The sequence below is a fragment of the Streptomyces sp. 6N223 genome, assembly GCF_052246635.1.
Classification (GTDB): domain Bacteria; phylum Actinomycetota; class Actinomycetes; order Streptomycetales; family Streptomycetaceae; genus Streptomyces.
Genome location: NZ_JBQQCA010000012.1, coordinates 52,917 through 69,205, shown reverse-complemented (window position 1 = coordinate 69,205; position 16,289 = coordinate 52,917). Strand labels below are relative to the sequence as shown.

The 16,289-nt window shown below is 73.9% G+C and carries 16 protein-coding genes; 8 read left to right on the top strand and 8 right to left on the bottom strand.

Annotation, left to right across the window (positions count from 1 at the left end; genetic code table 11):
* Positions 1-16: 16 nt before the first annotated feature.
* From ACTWQH_RS10495 to ACTWQH_RS10480, 4 genes are all read right to left on the bottom strand, one after another.
* Complete coding sequence (locus tag ACTWQH_RS10495; RefSeq protein WP_443286153.1) at positions 17-775, bottom strand: glucose 1-dehydrogenase; 759 nt, start codon at positions 773-775, stop codon at positions 17-19.
* A gap of 32 nt (positions 776-807) precedes the next feature.
* Positions 808-2,778 carry a serine/threonine-protein kinase gene (locus ACTWQH_RS10490; RefSeq protein ID WP_443286152.1) on the bottom strand — a complete coding sequence of 657 codons (1,971 nt, stop codon included), beginning with the start codon at positions 2,776-2,778 and terminating at the stop codon, positions 808-810.
* A 46-nt stretch (positions 2,779-2,824) separates the two neighbouring features.
* On the bottom strand, positions 2,825-3,088 hold the full coding sequence (locus ACTWQH_RS10485; RefSeq protein WP_443286151.1) for a hypothetical protein: 264 nt from the start codon (positions 3,086-3,088) through the stop codon (positions 2,825-2,827).
* A gap of 329 nt (positions 3,089-3,417) precedes the next feature.
* Positions 3,418-4,932, bottom strand: coding sequence for an MFS transporter (locus ACTWQH_RS10480; protein WP_443286150.1), 1,515 nt, complete (start codon positions 4,930-4,932; stop codon positions 3,418-3,420).
* 63 nt (positions 4,933-4,995) lie between these two features.
* Here ACTWQH_RS10480 and ACTWQH_RS10475 point away from each other — a divergent pair, with 63 nt between their 5' ends.
* The 3 genes from ACTWQH_RS10475 (at position 4,996) to ACTWQH_RS10465 (ending at position 7,607) form a co-directional block, all read left to right on the top strand.
* Positions 4,996-5,985, top strand: a complete 990-nt coding sequence (locus tag ACTWQH_RS10475; RefSeq protein WP_443286149.1) for a helix-turn-helix transcriptional regulator — start codon at positions 4,996-4,998, stop codon at positions 5,983-5,985.
* A 29-nt stretch (positions 5,986-6,014) separates the two neighbouring features.
* Positions 6,015-6,665: a dihydrofolate reductase family protein gene (locus tag ACTWQH_RS10470; RefSeq protein WP_443286148.1), complete on the top strand. Its 651-nt coding sequence runs from the start codon at positions 6,015-6,017 to the stop codon at positions 6,663-6,665.
* A gap of 129 nt (positions 6,666-6,794) precedes the next feature.
* On the top strand, positions 6,795-7,607 hold the full coding sequence (locus ACTWQH_RS10465; protein WP_443286147.1) for an aminoglycoside N(3)-acetyltransferase: 813 nt from the start codon (positions 6,795-6,797) through the stop codon (positions 7,605-7,607).
* A 65-nt stretch (positions 7,608-7,672) separates the two neighbouring features.
* Here the strand turns inward: ACTWQH_RS10465 and ACTWQH_RS10460 are convergent, their stop codons facing one another.
* The 4 genes from ACTWQH_RS10460 to ACTWQH_RS10445 are packed head-to-tail and all read right to left on the bottom strand — an operon-like array spanning position 7,673 to position 10,023.
* Entirely contained in the window at positions 7,673-8,344 is a 672-nt protein-coding gene (locus ACTWQH_RS10460) for a phosphotransferase family protein (protein WP_443286146.1), read from the bottom strand.
* A 38-nt stretch (positions 8,345-8,382) separates the two neighbouring features.
* Positions 8,383-8,595, bottom strand: coding sequence for a hypothetical protein (locus ACTWQH_RS10455; protein ID WP_443286145.1), 213 nt, complete (start codon positions 8,593-8,595; stop codon positions 8,383-8,385).
* The gene (locus tag ACTWQH_RS10450; protein WP_443286144.1) at positions 8,592-8,987 is read right to left on the bottom strand and encodes a hypothetical protein; all 396 of its coding nucleotides are present in this window, start codon (positions 8,985-8,987) and stop codon (positions 8,592-8,594) included. The genes ACTWQH_RS10455 and ACTWQH_RS10450 overlap by 4 nt, the downstream gene beginning before the upstream one ends.
* A gap of 34 nt (positions 8,988-9,021) precedes the next feature.
* Entirely contained in the window at positions 9,022-10,023 is a 1,002-nt protein-coding gene (locus ACTWQH_RS10445; protein WP_443286143.1) for an extracellular catalytic domain type 1 short-chain-length polyhydroxyalkanoate depolymerase, read from the bottom strand.
* Between the two features lie 134 nt (positions 10,024-10,157).
* On the opposite strand from ACTWQH_RS10445, the gene ACTWQH_RS10440 reads away from it, so the two are divergent.
* The 5 genes from ACTWQH_RS10440 to ACTWQH_RS10420 all read left to right on the top strand — a co-directional run bounded on the left by ACTWQH_RS10440 (position 10,158) and on the right by ACTWQH_RS10420 (position 16,253).
* Entirely contained in the window at positions 10,158-11,024 is an 867-nt protein-coding gene (locus ACTWQH_RS10440) for a sulfotransferase family protein (protein WP_443286142.1), read from the top strand.
* A gap of 139 nt (positions 11,025-11,163) precedes the next feature.
* Positions 11,164-12,777 carry a tetratricopeptide repeat protein gene (locus ACTWQH_RS10435; protein ID WP_443286141.1) on the top strand — a complete coding sequence of 538 codons (1,614 nt, stop codon included), beginning with the start codon at positions 11,164-11,166 and terminating at the stop codon, positions 12,775-12,777.
* Positions 12,778-12,841: 64 nt separating this feature from the next.
* Positions 12,842-13,111, top strand: coding sequence for a hypothetical protein (locus ACTWQH_RS10430; protein WP_443286140.1), 270 nt, complete (start codon positions 12,842-12,844; stop codon positions 13,109-13,111).
* A 1-nt stretch (position 13,112) separates the two neighbouring features.
* Positions 13,113-13,760 (top strand): DUF6879 family protein, encoded by a 648-nt coding sequence (locus tag ACTWQH_RS10425; RefSeq protein ID WP_443286139.1) that lies wholly within the window; start codon positions 13,113-13,115, stop codon positions 13,758-13,760.
* A 138-nt stretch (positions 13,761-13,898) separates the two neighbouring features.
* Positions 13,899-16,253, top strand: a complete 2,355-nt coding sequence (locus tag ACTWQH_RS10420) for an ATP-binding protein (RefSeq protein ID WP_443286138.1) — start codon at positions 13,899-13,901, stop codon at positions 16,251-16,253.
* Positions 16,254-16,289 lie beyond the last annotated feature (36 nt).

Here is a 16,289-nt window from a genome sequence, read left to right as displayed (position 1 = left end):
TGATCAGCAGGCCGCCCTAACGCCCGCCCGCCACGCGCAGGATCGCGCCCGTGGTATACGACGCCTCGTCGGACAGCAGCCAGGCGACGGCGTTGGCGATCTCCTCGGGCGTGCCGGGGCGGCGCAGGGGGACGGCCGCCGCCATGCGGTGGGCGCGGTCCGGGTCGCCCATCGTCGCGTGCATGTCGGTGGTGATCGCGCCCGGCAGCACGGAGTTCACGCGGACGCCCTCCGGGCCCAGTTCCTTGGACAGGCCGAGCGTCAGCGTGTCCACGGCCGCCTTGCTGGCGGCGTAGTGGACGAACTCGTCGGGGCTGCCGAGGGTCGCGGCCCCGGAGGAGATGTTGACGATGGAGCCGCCCGAGCCGCCGTAGCGGGTGGACATCTCGCGGGCCGCCCGCTTCGCGCACAGCAGGGCGCCCATGACGTTGACCTCGACCACGCGCCGCATCACCTCGGCGGGCGTCTCGGTGAAACGCCCCAGCGGGCCGGTGACTCCGGCGTTGTTGACCAGGCCGGTCACCGGCCCCAGCCTGTCCCGCGCGACGTCGAAGAGCCGGTCGACGTCGGCCTCGGAGCTGACCTCCCCGCGCACGGCGACGGCCTCGCTCCCGGCCGCCCGCACCGAGGCCACGACGGCCTCGGCGGCGGCCTCGTCCCGCACGAACCCGACGGCCACGCGGTGCCCTTCCCGCCCCAGCCGCTCCGCGACCGCCGCGCCGATTCCCCTGCTTCCGCCCGTGACCACCGTGACGTGCTGGACGTGCTGCTCCATGGGCCGACCCTAACCCGCCCGAACGAGCAGGCTCAGGGGAGGGCGGCGTCTCCCAGGGACTCCCATTGCTGGTGGTCGCCGCCGTCGCAGGAGTACAGGTACACCTCTCCTCTCGACTCGCCGTCCAGGCATCCGTCGCTGTCGTCGGTGCCCATAGGGCCGTTTCTGTCCTCGCCGTGCCAGAACCAGCCCTGGGACTCGCCGGACCCGCCGGGCTTCTTCTCGCACTCCTCGAGGAAGACCTCGCCATCGGTGTCGCTGCTCAGGCACTGGTCGTAGGCGACGTTGCGCAGCTTGCCGTCTCCGACCATCCGCCATTGCTGGAAGCCGCTCTCCTGGTCGCACTCGGCGGTGGACACGCCGTCGCGCCCGTCCAGGCAGCGGCCGGTGTGCCCGTTGCTCAGGGCGTTGTGCGGTGCGCGGGCCACCCACTGCGTGGCGTCGGCGCTACTGCAGCCGAGCATCGTCAGATCGCCGCTGGGGGTGGCGACGAGGCACCATTCTGTGTCCACGTTGCGCAGCGCGCCGATCTGCGCGTCCATCTCCCATCGCGTTCCGTGGCCTCCCTCGTCGCACTCCCGTATGGCCGCCACGTAACCGGCGTCGAGGATGCAGCGACCGGTGGCCACGTTGCGCAGGCGCCCGTCGTCGAAGACCTCCCACCGCTGGGAGTCGCCTCCGTCGCACTCGCCCCCGTTCACCGTTCCGCTCTTGGGGGAGTCCAGGCAGAGGCCGTTGTCCAGGTTGCTGAACACGGTTTCCCCCGTCACCGACGGCGTCTCCTCGGCGGCGGGGTCCTGCTGAGAGGGGCTCCCCGCCGTCCCGCCGGTCGAGTCCTTGCCCGCCGTACCGGAGGGATCGTCGTTCCCGTCGCCGCCCAGGGTCAGAAACCAGGCGAGCAGGGCGATGACCGCAGCGGTGGCGACCCCGGCGACGCCCGCTCCCGCGCCGCGGCGCCACCGCCTCGCTCCGGGCGTCGGCGGCGACGGCGGCGTCGGCGGCGTCGGTATGGGCGGCGACGGCCAGGCGGGGGGAGGCGGCGAAGGGCTTCCGGGTATGCCGGCCGAGTGCGGGACGACCGTCGCGGTGCGCGTCGGCTGAGACGATGCCGGCGCGAGCGGGGTGGTGGCGGTCGCGTCCGCCGGCAGCCATCCGGCGGCGGGAAGCACCTCCGCCACGCCCGGCCCGAGGGCCACGTCACGGCACAGCGTCACCACCTCGTCCGGCGTGGGCCGGTCGTCCGGGTCCTTCGCCAGGCAGCGGCGGACGATGTCCCGTAGCGGGTCCGGGCAGGCGGCGAGGTCGGGCTCCTTGCTCTCGATGCGGTAGAGGATGACCGGGGCCGGGCCGCCCCCGAAGGGGTGGGTTCCCGTCGCGGCGAAATGGGCCGTCAGGCCGAGCGCGAAGACGTCGGTGGCCGGGACGGCGGGGGCATCGCCCCTGATCTGCTCGGGCGCCATGTACGCCGGGGTGCCGATGCGGGTGTCGGTGCCGGTCAGCGCGGTGGCCTCGGCCGCCCGTGCGATCCCGAAGTCGATGACGGCCGGTCCGTCCGGTGCCAGCAGCACGTTGCCCGGCTTGAGGTCACGGTGGACGACGTCCGCCGCGTGGACGCTCTCCAGCGCGGCGGCAACGCCCGCCATCAGGCGCAACGCCGTCGCCGGCGGCAGCGGCCCGCGGTCGGTCACGGCCTGGGCGAGCGACGGCCCCGGGACGTACTCGGTGGCCAGCCACGGCAGGGAGCCCTCGGTGTTGCTGTCCACCACCGGCACCACGTAACGCCCGCGCACGCGCCGGGCGGCCCGCACCTCCTGCTCGAACCGCCGCCGAAACCTCGGGTCCTCGGCCAGGTGGCGGTGCACGGCCTTCAGGGCGACCGGCTGCCCGCCGCGCGTCGCGGAGAGGTACACCGTCCCCATGCCGCCCGCCCCCAGCCGGCCCTGGAGCACGTAACCGGCTATGTCACGCGGATCCTCCGGTCGAAGCCGCCCAACCCCCGCCATGCGGTCGCCTCCCTCAGCCTTCGGCTCACGCCTGAGCGCGCGATGATCACCGTATGACGACGGGGACGCCGTGCATATCCCCTGTCGCTCCGTCGACGCGTGGCGGAGTCAGGGGAGCTCGGCCTGCACCATGAGGAAGTACGTCCCGGCGGTAGACCAGTTCGCCGCCCAGCTCGGCGACCAGGCTCTCGGGGGTGAAGCGGCGGCGGAAGATGGCGGACGGGGTGCCCTGGACCTCGCGGTGTTCGGGGCCCTCGGTGGGGGTGCCGCCGTCGGCGCGGAGGTCGACGACGATGAGGTCGGTGGCCACGCGGCGGGCCTCGGCGAGGAACTCCTCGCGTTCGGCCTGGCGGAGCAGGCCGTAGAAGTTGACGGTGAAGACCGTGCCGAAGGACCCGTCCGGGAAGGGGACCCGCGTGGAGGAGGACGACGGGCAGGCCGTCGCCCCGGGGCCGTGGCCCCGGCCCCGGCCCCGCGCGGTCGTACGCGGTGTCCGCGGACGTCAGAGGCACACGCCCACGCAAGCAGCCAACGCCCCACGGCCGCAATGCGTTCTCGCGCGCACGCACGCAAGCGAGCACGCGAGAACGTGCACGCCGGGCCCGGTGCTCCCGGACCCGGCGCGCGCACGTCTCCGCGTCAGATGAGTGCTGGCTCGCGCTCCCGCACCGCCTCCGCCGCCCCCTCCGGCTCCTCCACCGCCGCCGGACCGGCGTGCCCCGTCTCGCGCGCCCGCCTCGGCAGCAGGAAGCCGAGCGCGAAGGCCAGCGCCGTGAGCCCGAGGGTGATGAGCGTGACGTGCTCGCTGGCGTTCACGAACTCCCCGGTCGCCGGCCGCGCGCCCACCGCCGAGAAGAAGACCGTGCCCAGCACCGCCACCCCCAGGCTCGACCCCATCTGCTGGAAGGACTCCAGCAGCCCGGACGCCGACCCCACCTCGTGGTCGCGGATCTCGCCCATGATGATGTCGAAGAGCGGCACGAAGATCATGCCCATGCCGAAGCCGTAGACCAGGAACGGCCCGGCCAGCTCCCAGGCGCCCGGCCCCCCGTCGCCCGCCCCGCGCAGCACGGCGTACACGCCCACCAGCCCGGCGCCCATCAGCGACAGGCCCAGGTGCAGGATCCGGCGCCCCATCTTCCCCATCATCGCCGCGCCGAAGCCGGAGCCGAGGAACGCCCCCACCGCCCACGGCGCCATCATCAGGCTCGCCCGCACGGGGCTGTGGCCCATGCCGAGCTGGAGCAGGAACCCGGTGGTCAGCGAGAAGCCGACGATCGAGCCGAAGAACACGATCACGAACCCGACGCCCGAGGTGTACGAGCGCTTCGCGAGCACGCTCAGCTCCACCAGCGGCGTCTCACCGGCCCGCTTGCGCCGCACCTGCCGCCGCACGAAGAGCGCCAACGCCACGACCGAGCCCGCCGCGACCGCCGCCAGCCACGACGGCCAGCCCAGCTCGCGGCCCTGCACCAGCGGGTAGACCAGCAGGAACATCCCCGCCCCCGCCAGCACCGCGCCGACGCCGTCCAGCCGCATCGCCCGCCGCGTGCCGGCGGTCGGCAGCGCGGCCCGCCCCGCGAGCAGCGTGAACGCCGCCAGCGGCAGGTTGATGAGGAAGACCATCCGCCAGCCGGTGCCGAGGATGTCGGCGTCGACCAGCGCCCCGGCCACGATCGGGCCCGCGATCGTCGACAGGCCGATGACCGGGCCCAGCGCGCCGAACGCCTTGCCGATCTCACGCGGCGGGAACAGGTCGCGTATCAGCCCGAACGCCTGCGGGATCATCACCGCGCCGAACAGGCCCTGCGCCACCCGGGCCGCGACCAGCACCCCCGGCGACCAGGCCAGCGCGCAGGCGATGGAGGCGGCGAGGAACCCGGCCGCGCCGAGCAGCATCATCCGCCGCCGGCCGTACTTGTCGCCGAGCCGACCGCCCGTCAGGAGGCCGACCGCGAGGGCGAGGGTGTAGGAGGCGGCGATCCACTGGAGGCTCGACTCGGTGCCGCCGAGGTCCGCCTGGATCGAGGGGGCGGCCACGTTGACGATGGTCGAGTCGAGGATGTTCATGATCATCGCCGTCAGGATGGCGAAGAGGCCGAGCCACTTCCGGCCGCTGCTGTTCTCAGTCGTGTTCTCACTGGTCTTCTCCATGCCCAGCAGCCTCGCAGTGCATTAGGAACAGCACGTTCCTAATGCACTGGCAGACTTCATCTCATGTTGGAAACATCGGCCCGCCTCCTCCGCCTCCTCTCCCTCCTCCAGACCCCGCGCGAGTGGAGCGGCACGGACCTCGCGGAACGCCTTGAGGTCACCACCCGCACCGTGCGCAACGACGTCGAACGCCTGCGTCGCCTCGGCTATCCCGTGCACGCCACGCGCGGCGCGGTCGGCGGCTACCGGCTGGGCGCGGGCAGCACCCTGCCCCCGCTCCTTCTCGACGACGAGGAGGCCGTCGCCGTCGCGGTCGGCATGCGCACCGCCGCCGGCGGCTCGGTCACCGGCATCGAGGAGTCCTCCCTGCGCGTCCTGTCCAAGCTGGAGCAGGTCCTGCCTCCCCGGCTGCGCCGCCGCGTCAACGCCCTGACCACCTACACCGCCGCCGTCCCCGCCCGCCAGGGCGGCCCGCAGGTCTCCTACGAGCTACTGACGACGATCGTCAACGCCGCCCGCGACCACGAACGCCTCCGCTTCGACTACGTGACCCGCGAGGCCGGCGCCGCCGCCGCGCTGCGCGACGTCGAGCCGTACCGCCTCGTCAACTGGGGCCGCCGCTGGTACCTGGTGGCCTGGGACACCGGCCGCGCCGACTGGCGCACCTTCCGCGTGGACCGCGTCGCCGACCCCCGCACCCCGACCGGGCCCCGCTTCGCGCCGCGCCCGCTGCCGGATGAGGACGTGGCGGCGTACGTCTCGCGCGGCGTCGCCTCGGCGGGCTGGCGTTACCAGGCCCGGGTCACGGTCCACGCCCCGGCCGAGGCGGTGGCCGAACGCCTGCCACCCGGCATCGGCTCGGTGGAGGCGGTGGACGACCGCACCTGCCGCCTGACGATCGGGGCCGGCAGCCCGGGGATGCTCGCGGCCTGGCTCGGCGCCCTGGAGACCGACTTCACCGTCGACCCGGCCGAGGCGCCGGAGCTGGCGGACCAGCTCAAAGCCCTCGCCGACCGCTACCGCCGGGCCGCCGCCGGCTCCCCGGACCGATGAGTGACGCCGCCGGCGCGAGTCCTATGGGCATGACCGAGATCAAGAGCAACATCTCCATCTCCCTCGACGGCTTCGTCGCCGGAGCGAACCAGGGCACGGAGCACCCCCTGGGCGAGGGCGGCGAACGCCTCCACGAATGGGTGATCAGGACCGCCGGCTGGCGCGCGCATCACGGCATGACAGGCGGCGAGGAGTCGGCCGACTCCGAGGTCACCGACGAGGTGACCCAGAACGTCGGCGCGCACATCATGGGGCGCAACATGTTCAGCCCCGGGCGCGGCGCGTGGGACGAGACCTGGCGAGGCTGGTGGGGCGAGGAGCCGCCGTTCCACGCGCCGGTGTTCGTGCTCACCCACCACCCGCGCGAGCCGCTGACGATGGCGGGAGGGACGACCTTCACCTTCGTCACCGACGGCATCCACGCCGCCCTCGACGCAGCCCGCGCCGCCGCCGGGCCGGACCGGGACGTCGCCATCGCGGGCGGCGCGCAGACGATCCGTCAGTACCTGGCGGCCGGGCTGCTGGACGAGCTGTACCTGCACATCGTCCCCGTCCTGCTCGGACGGGGTGAACGCCTGCTGACGGAGGAGGCCGGCGACCCCGTCCTGGAGCCGGTCAAGGTGGTCGCCTCGCCGTCCGTGACCCACGTCAAGTACCGCGTGCGCCGAGTGCACGGCTAGCCGGGACTGGCCATGGAAGCCAGACCGTAATGTGTCGTCCAGGAGACCGTCTTGGCATAAACACCTGTTTTCGATCCTGAGCCAAAAACCAGTGGTAGGAGGATCTCGGGGTGTGCACAATCATCGGTTATGTCGATGACGCCCCTGGCCGGCCCGATGTGTACGCGCGAGTCACTCGCCGCCGAGTTGCGTGAGATTGGCGTTCTCCCTGGTGAGACCCTGCTCGTGCACTCCTCCCTCAGCTCGCTCGGCTGGGTCTGCGGCGGCCCTGAGGCCGTTGTTCAGGCGCTGCTCGATGCCCTTGGTGACGACGGGACTTTGGTGGTGCCGACGCTCTCGGGAGACAACTCGGATCCGGCGGGATGGGGAAATCCGCCGGTGCCCGAGACATGGTGGGCGGATATCCGTGCATCGATGCCGCCCTATGACCCGCGCACGACACCCACCCGCGATGTCGGTGTCATCCCGGATACAGTCCGCAATTGGCCGGGCGCCGTCCGCAGCGCTCATCCGCAGACCTCTTTCGCGGCCCTGGGTCCGCGCGCCGCTGCGATCGTGGACGGCCACGCGCTGGACTGCCAGCTCGGCGAGCGAAGCCCGCTCGCCCGGCTGGAGGAAGCAAGGGCGCGGATCCTGCTCCTGGGCGTGGGCTTCGCGAAGTGCACGGCGTTCCATCTGGCCGAGTACCGGATTCCCGCGCCACAGGTCGATAACTCCTTCGCGATCACGACCCCGCAGGGACGCCAGTGGATTACCGTGCGTGATGTTTCGATCAGCGATGAGCGCTTCGGTGATCTGGGGGCGGCCTTCGAGAAGGAGCACCCGGTGTTCCAGGGCAAGGTGGGTGCGGCCGAGACTCGGCTGTTCTCCCTGGCTGACGCCGTCGCATTCGCCGAGGTCTGGCTGGCCGAGCACCGGCCGGGTACTGCCTCCTCGACCTGATGTCCCGCTATGTCCGTCGCCGATCAGGCGGCTCGGGCGAGCTGGAGCGGGGCTTGGGATCTGGGCTACTCCTGCCAGCCCGCTGTCGCGGCAGCGCGCTCCCGCCACTGCGTCACGCCCGGACCGTTCGGCTCCCAGCGGTCGCAGAACTGCCGCAGGGACTCGCATCTGGCCAGCATGGTGGCCTGGCGGACCGGCCAGGGCGGCACATCGCTGCCATAGGCGTGGAAGAAGTGGTCGAGCGCGTGGCGGTGCTCGGGGTGGTGCATCCGCACGATCCACTCGCACCAGGCCAGGTCCTCGACCGGATCCCCGAGGTGGGTGAACTCCCAGTCGACCACCGCGGTGGCCTGGAAGGTGACGGGGTCGAGCAGCAGATTGTTGGGTCCGTAGTCGCCGTGCACCAGCACCTTGTCCCCCTCGTGTGCGCCCGCCGCCAGCACGCTCGCCTCAGTCCCGTGGATGCGGCGCAGCAGCCCCCCGCATGTCTCCAGGACCGCCGCCGCGTGACCGGCGTCCAACAGCTCCTGGCCGGGCACACCGGCCACGAAGCCGAGCGTGAGGGTGCGGGCGTCCGCCGCGCGTACCGGTGGCACAGGCAGCTGTCCCTGGAGCCGGGTCAACAGCTTGTGCTCACGCTCGAGCCTGAGCTCGGCATCCGGACCCTCATAGGTCTTCTTCACGACGGCTCCATCGCCGACGGTGTGGTTGGTGTAGCCATGCTTCAACGGACGCATCCACCCATGATCAGCGACAGGGCAGCACAGCACTCCGCCTACCCCGAACGGGCCTCTTCGAGGACGACGCCGTGCGGCACGAAGACGGCGTCGATGTCGCGCGTGGCGCGGCGGGAGTCGTAGGCGAGGGCCATCGCCGCGCCCCCGAAGACGTACACCTCTGCTGTGACGCCGCGACGCGCCAGGCGTTCACCGAGCATGCGAAGCGCCTGCTCGATCTCCTTCCGGCCGAGGACGGGTCCGCCGCTCATGCCACGTCCAACGCGCGTTCGGAGATGAGCACGCCACGGCGCTTGAAGGCGATCGGCGTATGCACGACCGCGTCCACACGCGCAGCGGGGGTGTTGAACGGGAGCCAGAAGCGCGGCAGTACCCGCTCCTCCGTCCACGGTGCGGCGGCCTTGCCCTCCTTCGCGGCGAGGTGCTCCGCGAGCCCGGCGAGGAAGGCGTCCCAGTTCTCGTCCCCGGTCGGCGGCGGCTCCTCGCGCAGCAGCGCGAGGCGTTCGCCGGGTGGCTCGTGCTTGTACTCGTGCAGGAACTCGGCCACCATGCGCCACTGCTCACGCGGCTCGGCCTCACGAAGCCACCCGGCGAGGACGGCTAGCGTCGCCGGACGGTAGGGGGGCGGTTGCTCCTCGTGCATACCGTCAGGGTAATGCGACCGGGGAAGAGACCGCTCAGCTCAGCCCGAAGAAGCGGATCGCCTCGTCGGCGAGCACCTGCAAGTTGTGCGGCTGCCCCTCCTCGCGGATCGCCTCGACCTGCCCGTCGCCGTAGCGGGTGCGCGTCCACCCCGTCTGCGGCGTGTCCGGCTCGGTCGTGGTGGGGGTCTGGCTCACGCCGTGGACGTCCGTCCACTGCTTGATCTCTTCCTCGAAGTTCTGGAAGTAGAGGACGTCGTCCTCCGTCCCGTGCCACAGCTGCATCCTCGGGCGCGGGCCCTCGTAGCCGGGATACGCGGCCCGCACCAGGTCGCCCCACTCCTGCGGGGTGTGGGTGATGGTGCCGGTGGCGCATGCGCCGTTCCAGGTCTCCGGGCCCGCGAAGCAGCCGAAGGGGACGCCCGCGAAGGCGGAGCCCGCCTGGAAGACGTCGGGGTACGCGCCGAGCAGGACGTTGGTCATCATCGCGCCGGAGGAGATCCCGGTGGCGAAGACGCGGTCGGCGTCGGCGCCGTACTGCTGCACGACGTGCTCCACCATCGAGACGATGCCCAGCGAGTCGCCGCCTCCGTCGTGCGTCAGCGTCTCCTCGGAGTGGACGTCCCAGCAGCCGTCCGCGCTGCTGGCCGAGGGGTAGACGACGATGAAGCCGTACTGGTCGGCGAGCGCGGCGTACTGGGTGCCGTTGTAGAAGTCGGTGGCGTTGCCCTGACACCAGTGCACGCCCACCACGACGGCCGGGTTCTCGGCGACCGTGTCCGGGACGTACAGGTACATCCGCAGGTTCGTGGGATTCTCGCCGAAGTCCTGGATCTCCTGGAGCTCTTGCGCCGCCGCAGGTGCCGGCGCCGCGGGCGCGGGCTCGGCGGGCGCGGGCTCAGCGGGCGCGGGCTCAGCGGACGCCGTGCCCGCACCCGCAGCCGCACCCGCACCCGCACCCGCACCCGCACCCGCACCCGTCAGCAACGCGACCGCCCCCACCATCGCCGCCACCCACCGCATCGGTTTGCCTCTCATACGCATCACGGGTCCTCACTTCCCTACTTCCCGGTCGCTCCCGCTGTACGTGAGTCGCCGCAGCCGGGACTTCCGTTGCCACGACCAGCCGCCCACCGCTGGCGGCGGCCCTCACCCCGTGTCACGGTGCTGACATGCAAGGACTGGCGTACCGCATCGGCGCCGCCCTCGAACGCCACGCGGGCCTGCGCATCACCCGCGCGCCCCAGGAGGGCGCGGCCGGCACCACGGGCAAGGCCGCCGCGGCCCGCCCCCCGGTGGACCCGGCGGCCGACCGCCTGCTGGTCGCCCCGGTCTTCGTGCTGTCCGCGCCCCGCTCCGGCTCCACCATGCTGCGGGTGGTGCTCGGCAGCCACTCGCAGCTCCACGCCCCCATCGAGACCCACGTCAGGCGGCTGGCCGTCCGCTTCACCACCCGCCTCAGCCGCGCCGCCATGGACGAGTTGGGCCACGGCGTCGCCGACGTGGAGCACATCCTGTGGGACCGGATGCTCCACCGCGAGCTGCTGCGCAGCGGGAAGCGGACGATCGTGGAGAAGACCCCGAGCAACGTCTTCGTCGCCGACCGCTTCGCGCTGGCGTGGCCCGACGCCCGCTTCGTCTTCCTGCTGCGCCACCCGCTGGCCATCGCCCGCTCCTGGAACGAGGCCGACCCCGCCCGCCGTCCCATGAACCGGGCCGTCGCGCACACGCTCCGCTACATGCGCGCGCTGGAGCGCGCCCGCCGCACCGTCCCCGGACTCACCGTCCGCTACGAGGACCTGACGGCCGACCCGGTCGCCGAGACCCGCCGCATCTGCGACTTCCTCGACGTGCCGTGGGAGCCCGGCATGATCTCCTACGGCCGGCACGACCACGGCGCCTTCACCAAGGGCATGGGCGACTGGCGCGAGAAGATCCGCTCCGGCACCATCCAGCCCGGCCGCCCGCTGCCCCGCCCGGACGAGGTGCCCCGCGCGCTGCGCGAGATGTGCTCGCGCTGGGAGTACCTGCCGGCATGACAACGCCGGGACGGCGCGCGGGGCGCGTACGACGGGGACGCGCACCGGCGTTTCGTGGCACACGCCTTGTGGGCGGATGGGCACGCTCCTACGGTGAGATGAGGATGTGCCGCCCCAGCCCGAGGGGGACACGCAGGCGATGCCCGCGACACCCGCGTCACCCGGCCTGCCCGCTCCGGCCGCCCGCCTCGTCCGGCTCCTCGGCCTCCACCCGGGCCCGGACATCGGGCTCAACGCCGCCGCCGCGCTCGCCGGCACCGGCATCGCCCGGACCCGGCAGCATCTGGACATGCTCGTCGGCGCGCTGCTGCTGCGGCAGACCGCGCCCGACCGGTACGAGATCCGGGCCGACGCCGCCGGCCCGGCCCAGCCGGCCGGGACCGCCGAAGCCCCCGGGCCCGACCAGGCCGAAGGGGCCGACCAGGCCGGAGGGCCCGACAGGGCCGAGAGGGCCGACGGGGCCGCGCTGCGGCGCGTGCTGGACTGGTACCTCCACACCGCCGACGCCGCGCAACGCCTGATCGTGCCCGCCGAGCCCCGCCTGCCGCTGGACAGCCCGCCGCCCGACGGCGTAACGCCGCTGACCTTTCCCGACCCCGGCCCCGACCGCGACCGCGAGCGCGAGCGCGACCGGGCACTGGACTGGTCCGAGCTGGAGCAGCACAACCTCCTGGCCGCCGCCCGCGCCGCCGCCCGGACAGGACTCGACGCGCACGCCTGGCGGTTGTGCGTCGCGGGGTGGATCCTGTGGCGCCGCTCGGGCCCGGTCGGGGAGTGGATGGCCGCCGCCCGGGACGGGCTCGCCGCCGTCCGCCGCCTGGGCGATCGCGCCGCCGAGGCGTGGCTGCTCGCCTGCCTCGGCGAGGCGCACGCCGCCGCCCACCGGCCGGCGGAGGGCGAGGAGTGCCACCGGGAGGCGCTGCGCCTGCGCCACGCCCTGGGCGACCGGCTGGGCGAGGCACGGTCGGTGAACGCCCTCGGGCGCCTCCGCCTCCGGCGCCGCCAGCTCCGCGAGGCGCGCGAGAGTTTCGAGGAGGCGCTGGCGGCGTTCCGCGAGCTGGGCCACCGGCACGGGGAGGCGGCGGCTCTGGCGGGCCTCGCCGGGGCGTACCACGCGGCCGGGCGGCTGGCGGAGGCGGAGGATCGGGGCGCGGCGGCCCTGGCGGCGTACCGGGCGTTGGACGAGGACGACCCGGGCGGCGAGGCGGACGCGCTGGGTCTGCTGAGCGCCATCCGGCGAGAGCGCGGCACGGATGCGGAGGCGGAAGCGGGGGCGGAGGCGGAGGCGGAGGCGCTGAACGCCGCGCGGCGGGCTGTGGAGTTGGCGCTGCTGATGCGCGATCGGGTGCTGGAGGCACGGGTGCTGCTCGCGCTCGGCGAGGCCCAGGCGGCGGCCGACGGTCTCCTCGGCGAGGCCCTGGCGTCCTACCAGCGCTCGGCCGCCCTTCACCGGCGGCTGGGCGACCGCGGCGGCGAGGCGCTGGCCTGGCACGGCACGGGCGACACGTACCGGCGGATGGGGCGCGGCGACGAGGCCGCCGCGTTCCATGGCCAGGCTGCCGCTGTCCACCGGGAGTTGGGCGACCGCTGGAACGAGGCGGTGGCCCTGGCCGGCCTCGCCGCCGCGCTGGAGGGCGACGACCCCGACCGGGCCGCCCGCAACCGCGCCGATGCCCTGCGCCTGACCACCGGTTACCACGACCCCCGGGCGCTCGCATTGCGCCAACGTTGCGGCGCTCCGGCCGGGCGCTAGCCGCCCTGCCGCCCCCCGGATACCCTGGGTAACAGACACCGCAGCCGAGCCGAGGGAGACGCACGTGGCTCGCCCCTGGGAGCCGGACCCGGCCGCGTCGTTCGCACGGCGGTTAGGCAAGTCGGCCAAGGAGCTGAAGGCGTCCGACGACAACGACGAGTGTCCGGACATCTGGCTGCTCGACAACGGGGACGTGGCCATCATCGGCCGCGACCGCACGAGCGCGTACCGGGAGCGCCTGCCCGACGGCGTGGCGGTCGCCCCGGACGAACGCCTCGTCATCATCCCCGGGACCATGCTGAGCGCGGCGAAACCGGACATCCCCGATGAGTGACATGCGTGACGTGCGTGACCTCTGCAGGGCTTTCGGGCTCGCCCCCGCCCTGGGCGAACGCCTCGCCCGGCCCGACTACCGCAGCGACTTCCGGGAGCGGGAGAGCCACCTCGTCGGGCGTTCCTCCTGGAAGCTGGAGCGACGCCAGCACTTCGAGGAGCAGAACCACCCCAGCCGCGAGGCGCTGCGCCGCGGCGACTGGGATGAGGCGCTGCGGCTGATGGCGGCGCGCCGCGAGGGCGTGCTGCGGGCGGAGCGGGAGGCCGCCACCCGCCGGTACGCCTTCCACCGGGTGCGCGTCGTGGAGGAGCCCTTCACGCCGTACGTGCAGTGGGAGCTGCACTCGCTGCGGATCCAGGCGGAGTGCGGCAGGCGGATCCGGGTGGTGGACGCCGAGCGGGTCAGGTCGCTGGAGGCGCCGGGCCTCCTCCCGGAGCTGGTCATCCTGGGCGGCGCCACGCTCTACGAGGTCTGCTACACGGACGAGGGCGTCCCCAACGGCGCGGTCCGCTACACCGATCCGGACCTCGTCGCCTGCTGCGAGGCGTTCATCAGCCGCCTGTACGCGGAGGGCGAGGACGTGCGGTCCTACTTCGACCGCAAGGTCGCGCCGCTGCCGTCCCCGGAGCTGACGGGAAGGGCGGGGTAGGCGATCAACGGGGAAAACGGGGAATCGCACGGCGGCGACAACACCGACAACGCCGACAACGCCGGCAACACCGGCAACACCGGGACCACCGCCAACGCCGGCAGCACGCGCTCCGAGCTGTCCGGCTCCGCGCGCGACGTGGTGCTGGCCCGCGACATCGGCGGCGTGCACTTCCATCACGCCGACCCGCCCGCCGCGCCCAAGCCGCGGCAACTGCCCGGCGACGCACGCGGCTTCGTCAACCGCACGGAGGAGCTGGACCGCCTCACCGCCGTGCTCGCCGACGCCGACGGCGACCCGCTGGCGGTGTCGGTCTCCGTCATCGCGGGCACGGCGGGCTCGGGCAAGACGACCCTCGCGCTGCGCTGGGCCCACCAGGTCCAGGACCGGTTCCCCGACGGCCAGCTGTACGTGAACCTCCGGGGGTACGACCCCGGCCAGCCCCTCCAGCCGCACGAGGTCCTCCACCGCTTCCTGACGGCCCTCGGCATCCCCTCGCCCGCCGTCCCCGCCGACCCCGAGGCCGCCGCCGCGCTCTTCCGCTCCTGCCTGGCCGACCGCCGCGTCCTGGTGGTGCTGGACAACGCCGCGACCGCCGCGCAGGTCCGCCCCCTGCTGCCGGGCAGCCCCGGCTGCCTCGCCCTCGTCACCAGCCGCAACCGGCTGCTGGGGCTGTCCGTCCGGGACGGCGCCCACCGGCTGACGCTGGGCACGCTGCCGGAGCCGGAGGCGGTGGCGTTGCTGCGTACCGTCACGGCCGGGTTCCGGCCGCAGGACGACGCCGGCAAGCTGGCGGAGCTGGCGCGGCTCTGCGCCGGTCTGCCGCTCGCGCTCCGCATCGCGGGTGAGCGCGCGCTGAGCCACCCGCACATGCGGCTGGACGACCTGATCGCCGAGTTGCGCGACGAGTCCGCGCTGTGGCACGCGCTGAGCGCGGGCGAGGACGACGGGGGTGGCGACGACGCCGAGGACACCGACGCCGTGCGCACGGTCTTCGCGTGGTCCTACCGCGCCCTGCCGAAGCCCGCCGCCCGCCTCTTCCGCCTGCTGGGCCTTCACCCCGGGCCGGACGTCAGCCTGGGCGCGGCGGCGGCCCTCGCGGGGACGGGCGTCGTCGAGGCGCGGCAGACGCTGGACACGCTCGTCGGCGCCCACCTGCTGGAGCAGAACGCGCCCGACCGGTACGAGTTCCACGACCTGCTGCGCGCGTACGCCGCCGGCCTGGCGCAGCGGGAGGAGCCGGCCGAGTCGCGCGGCGAGGCGCTGCGGCGGGTGCTGGGCTGGTATCTGCACTCGGCCGCCGCCGCTCGGCGGTGGATCAACCCGGTCTCGGTAACGCCGCGCCTGCGGCTCGACCCGGGCGGCGGCGACGCCGCCGTGGAGCCCGCCTCCCCGGCCGACTACGACGAGGCCGTGGACTGGTCCGAGCGGGAGCACGCGAACCTGCTGGCCGCGACCCGGGCCGCCGCCGAGGCGGGACTGGACCGTCTCGCCTGGCAGTTGTCCGTCGTCCACTGGGACGCCTGGACGCGGTCCGGCCCCATCGCCACCTGGCTTCGGGCCGCGGACCTCGGCCTGCTGGCCGTGCGGCGCCTCGGCGACGAGCGCGCGGGCGAGGCCGAGCTGCTCGACCGGATCGGGAAGGCCAACGCCCAGAGCCACCGCCACGGCGAGAGCCTGGCCCACCATCGGCAGGCGGTCGCGATCCGGCGCGAGCTGGGCGACCGCCTCGGCGAGGCGATGTCGCTGAACGCCCTGGGCCTGGCGCACCTGCGCGGCAGGCACCTGGAGGAGGGCGCGGCCGCCTTCGAGGAGGCCCTGCGGGCGTTCCGCGAGCTGGGCGACGACCGGTGGCAGGCCACCACGCTCGCCAACCTGGCGTCAACGCACTACCGGGCGGGGCGCCTGGCGGAGGCCGCCGCCCTGGTCGAGGAGGCGCTGGCCGCCCACCGCGCGCTGAACAGCGAACGCGGGGAGGGCAACGCGCTGCGCGTCCTGAGCGACATCCAGCGCGAGCGCGGCGAGACGGAGGAGGCGCTGCGCACGGCCGAGCGCGCGGTGGAGATCGCCCTGCGCCTGCGCAACCGGGTGCTGGAGGGCTTCTGGCTGCTCACCCTCGGCGAGGCCCAGGCGGCGTGCGGGCGGCTCGGCGAGGCGCTGGAGTCCTATCAGCGCTCGGCCGACCTCCACCGGCGGGTGGGCGACCGCAGCCGCGAGGCGCTGGCCTGGCAGGGCACCGGCGAAACGTACCGGCGGACGGGTCGGAGCGACGAGGCCGCCGCCCACTACGCCCGGGCCGCCGCCGTCCACCGCGAGCTGGGCGACCGCTGGGACGAGGCCGTGGCCCTGGCCGGCCTCGCCGCCGCGCTGCGCGGGTCCGACCCGGACCGGGCCCGCAGCCACCGGCGCGAGGCGCTGGGGCTCACCGCCGCCTACGGCGACCCGCGGGCGGCGGCGTTGCGCGAACGGATCGAGCGCGAGGCGTCCGGCTGACGGCTGGCGGCTGACGCTGACAGCTGACGGTGCGCG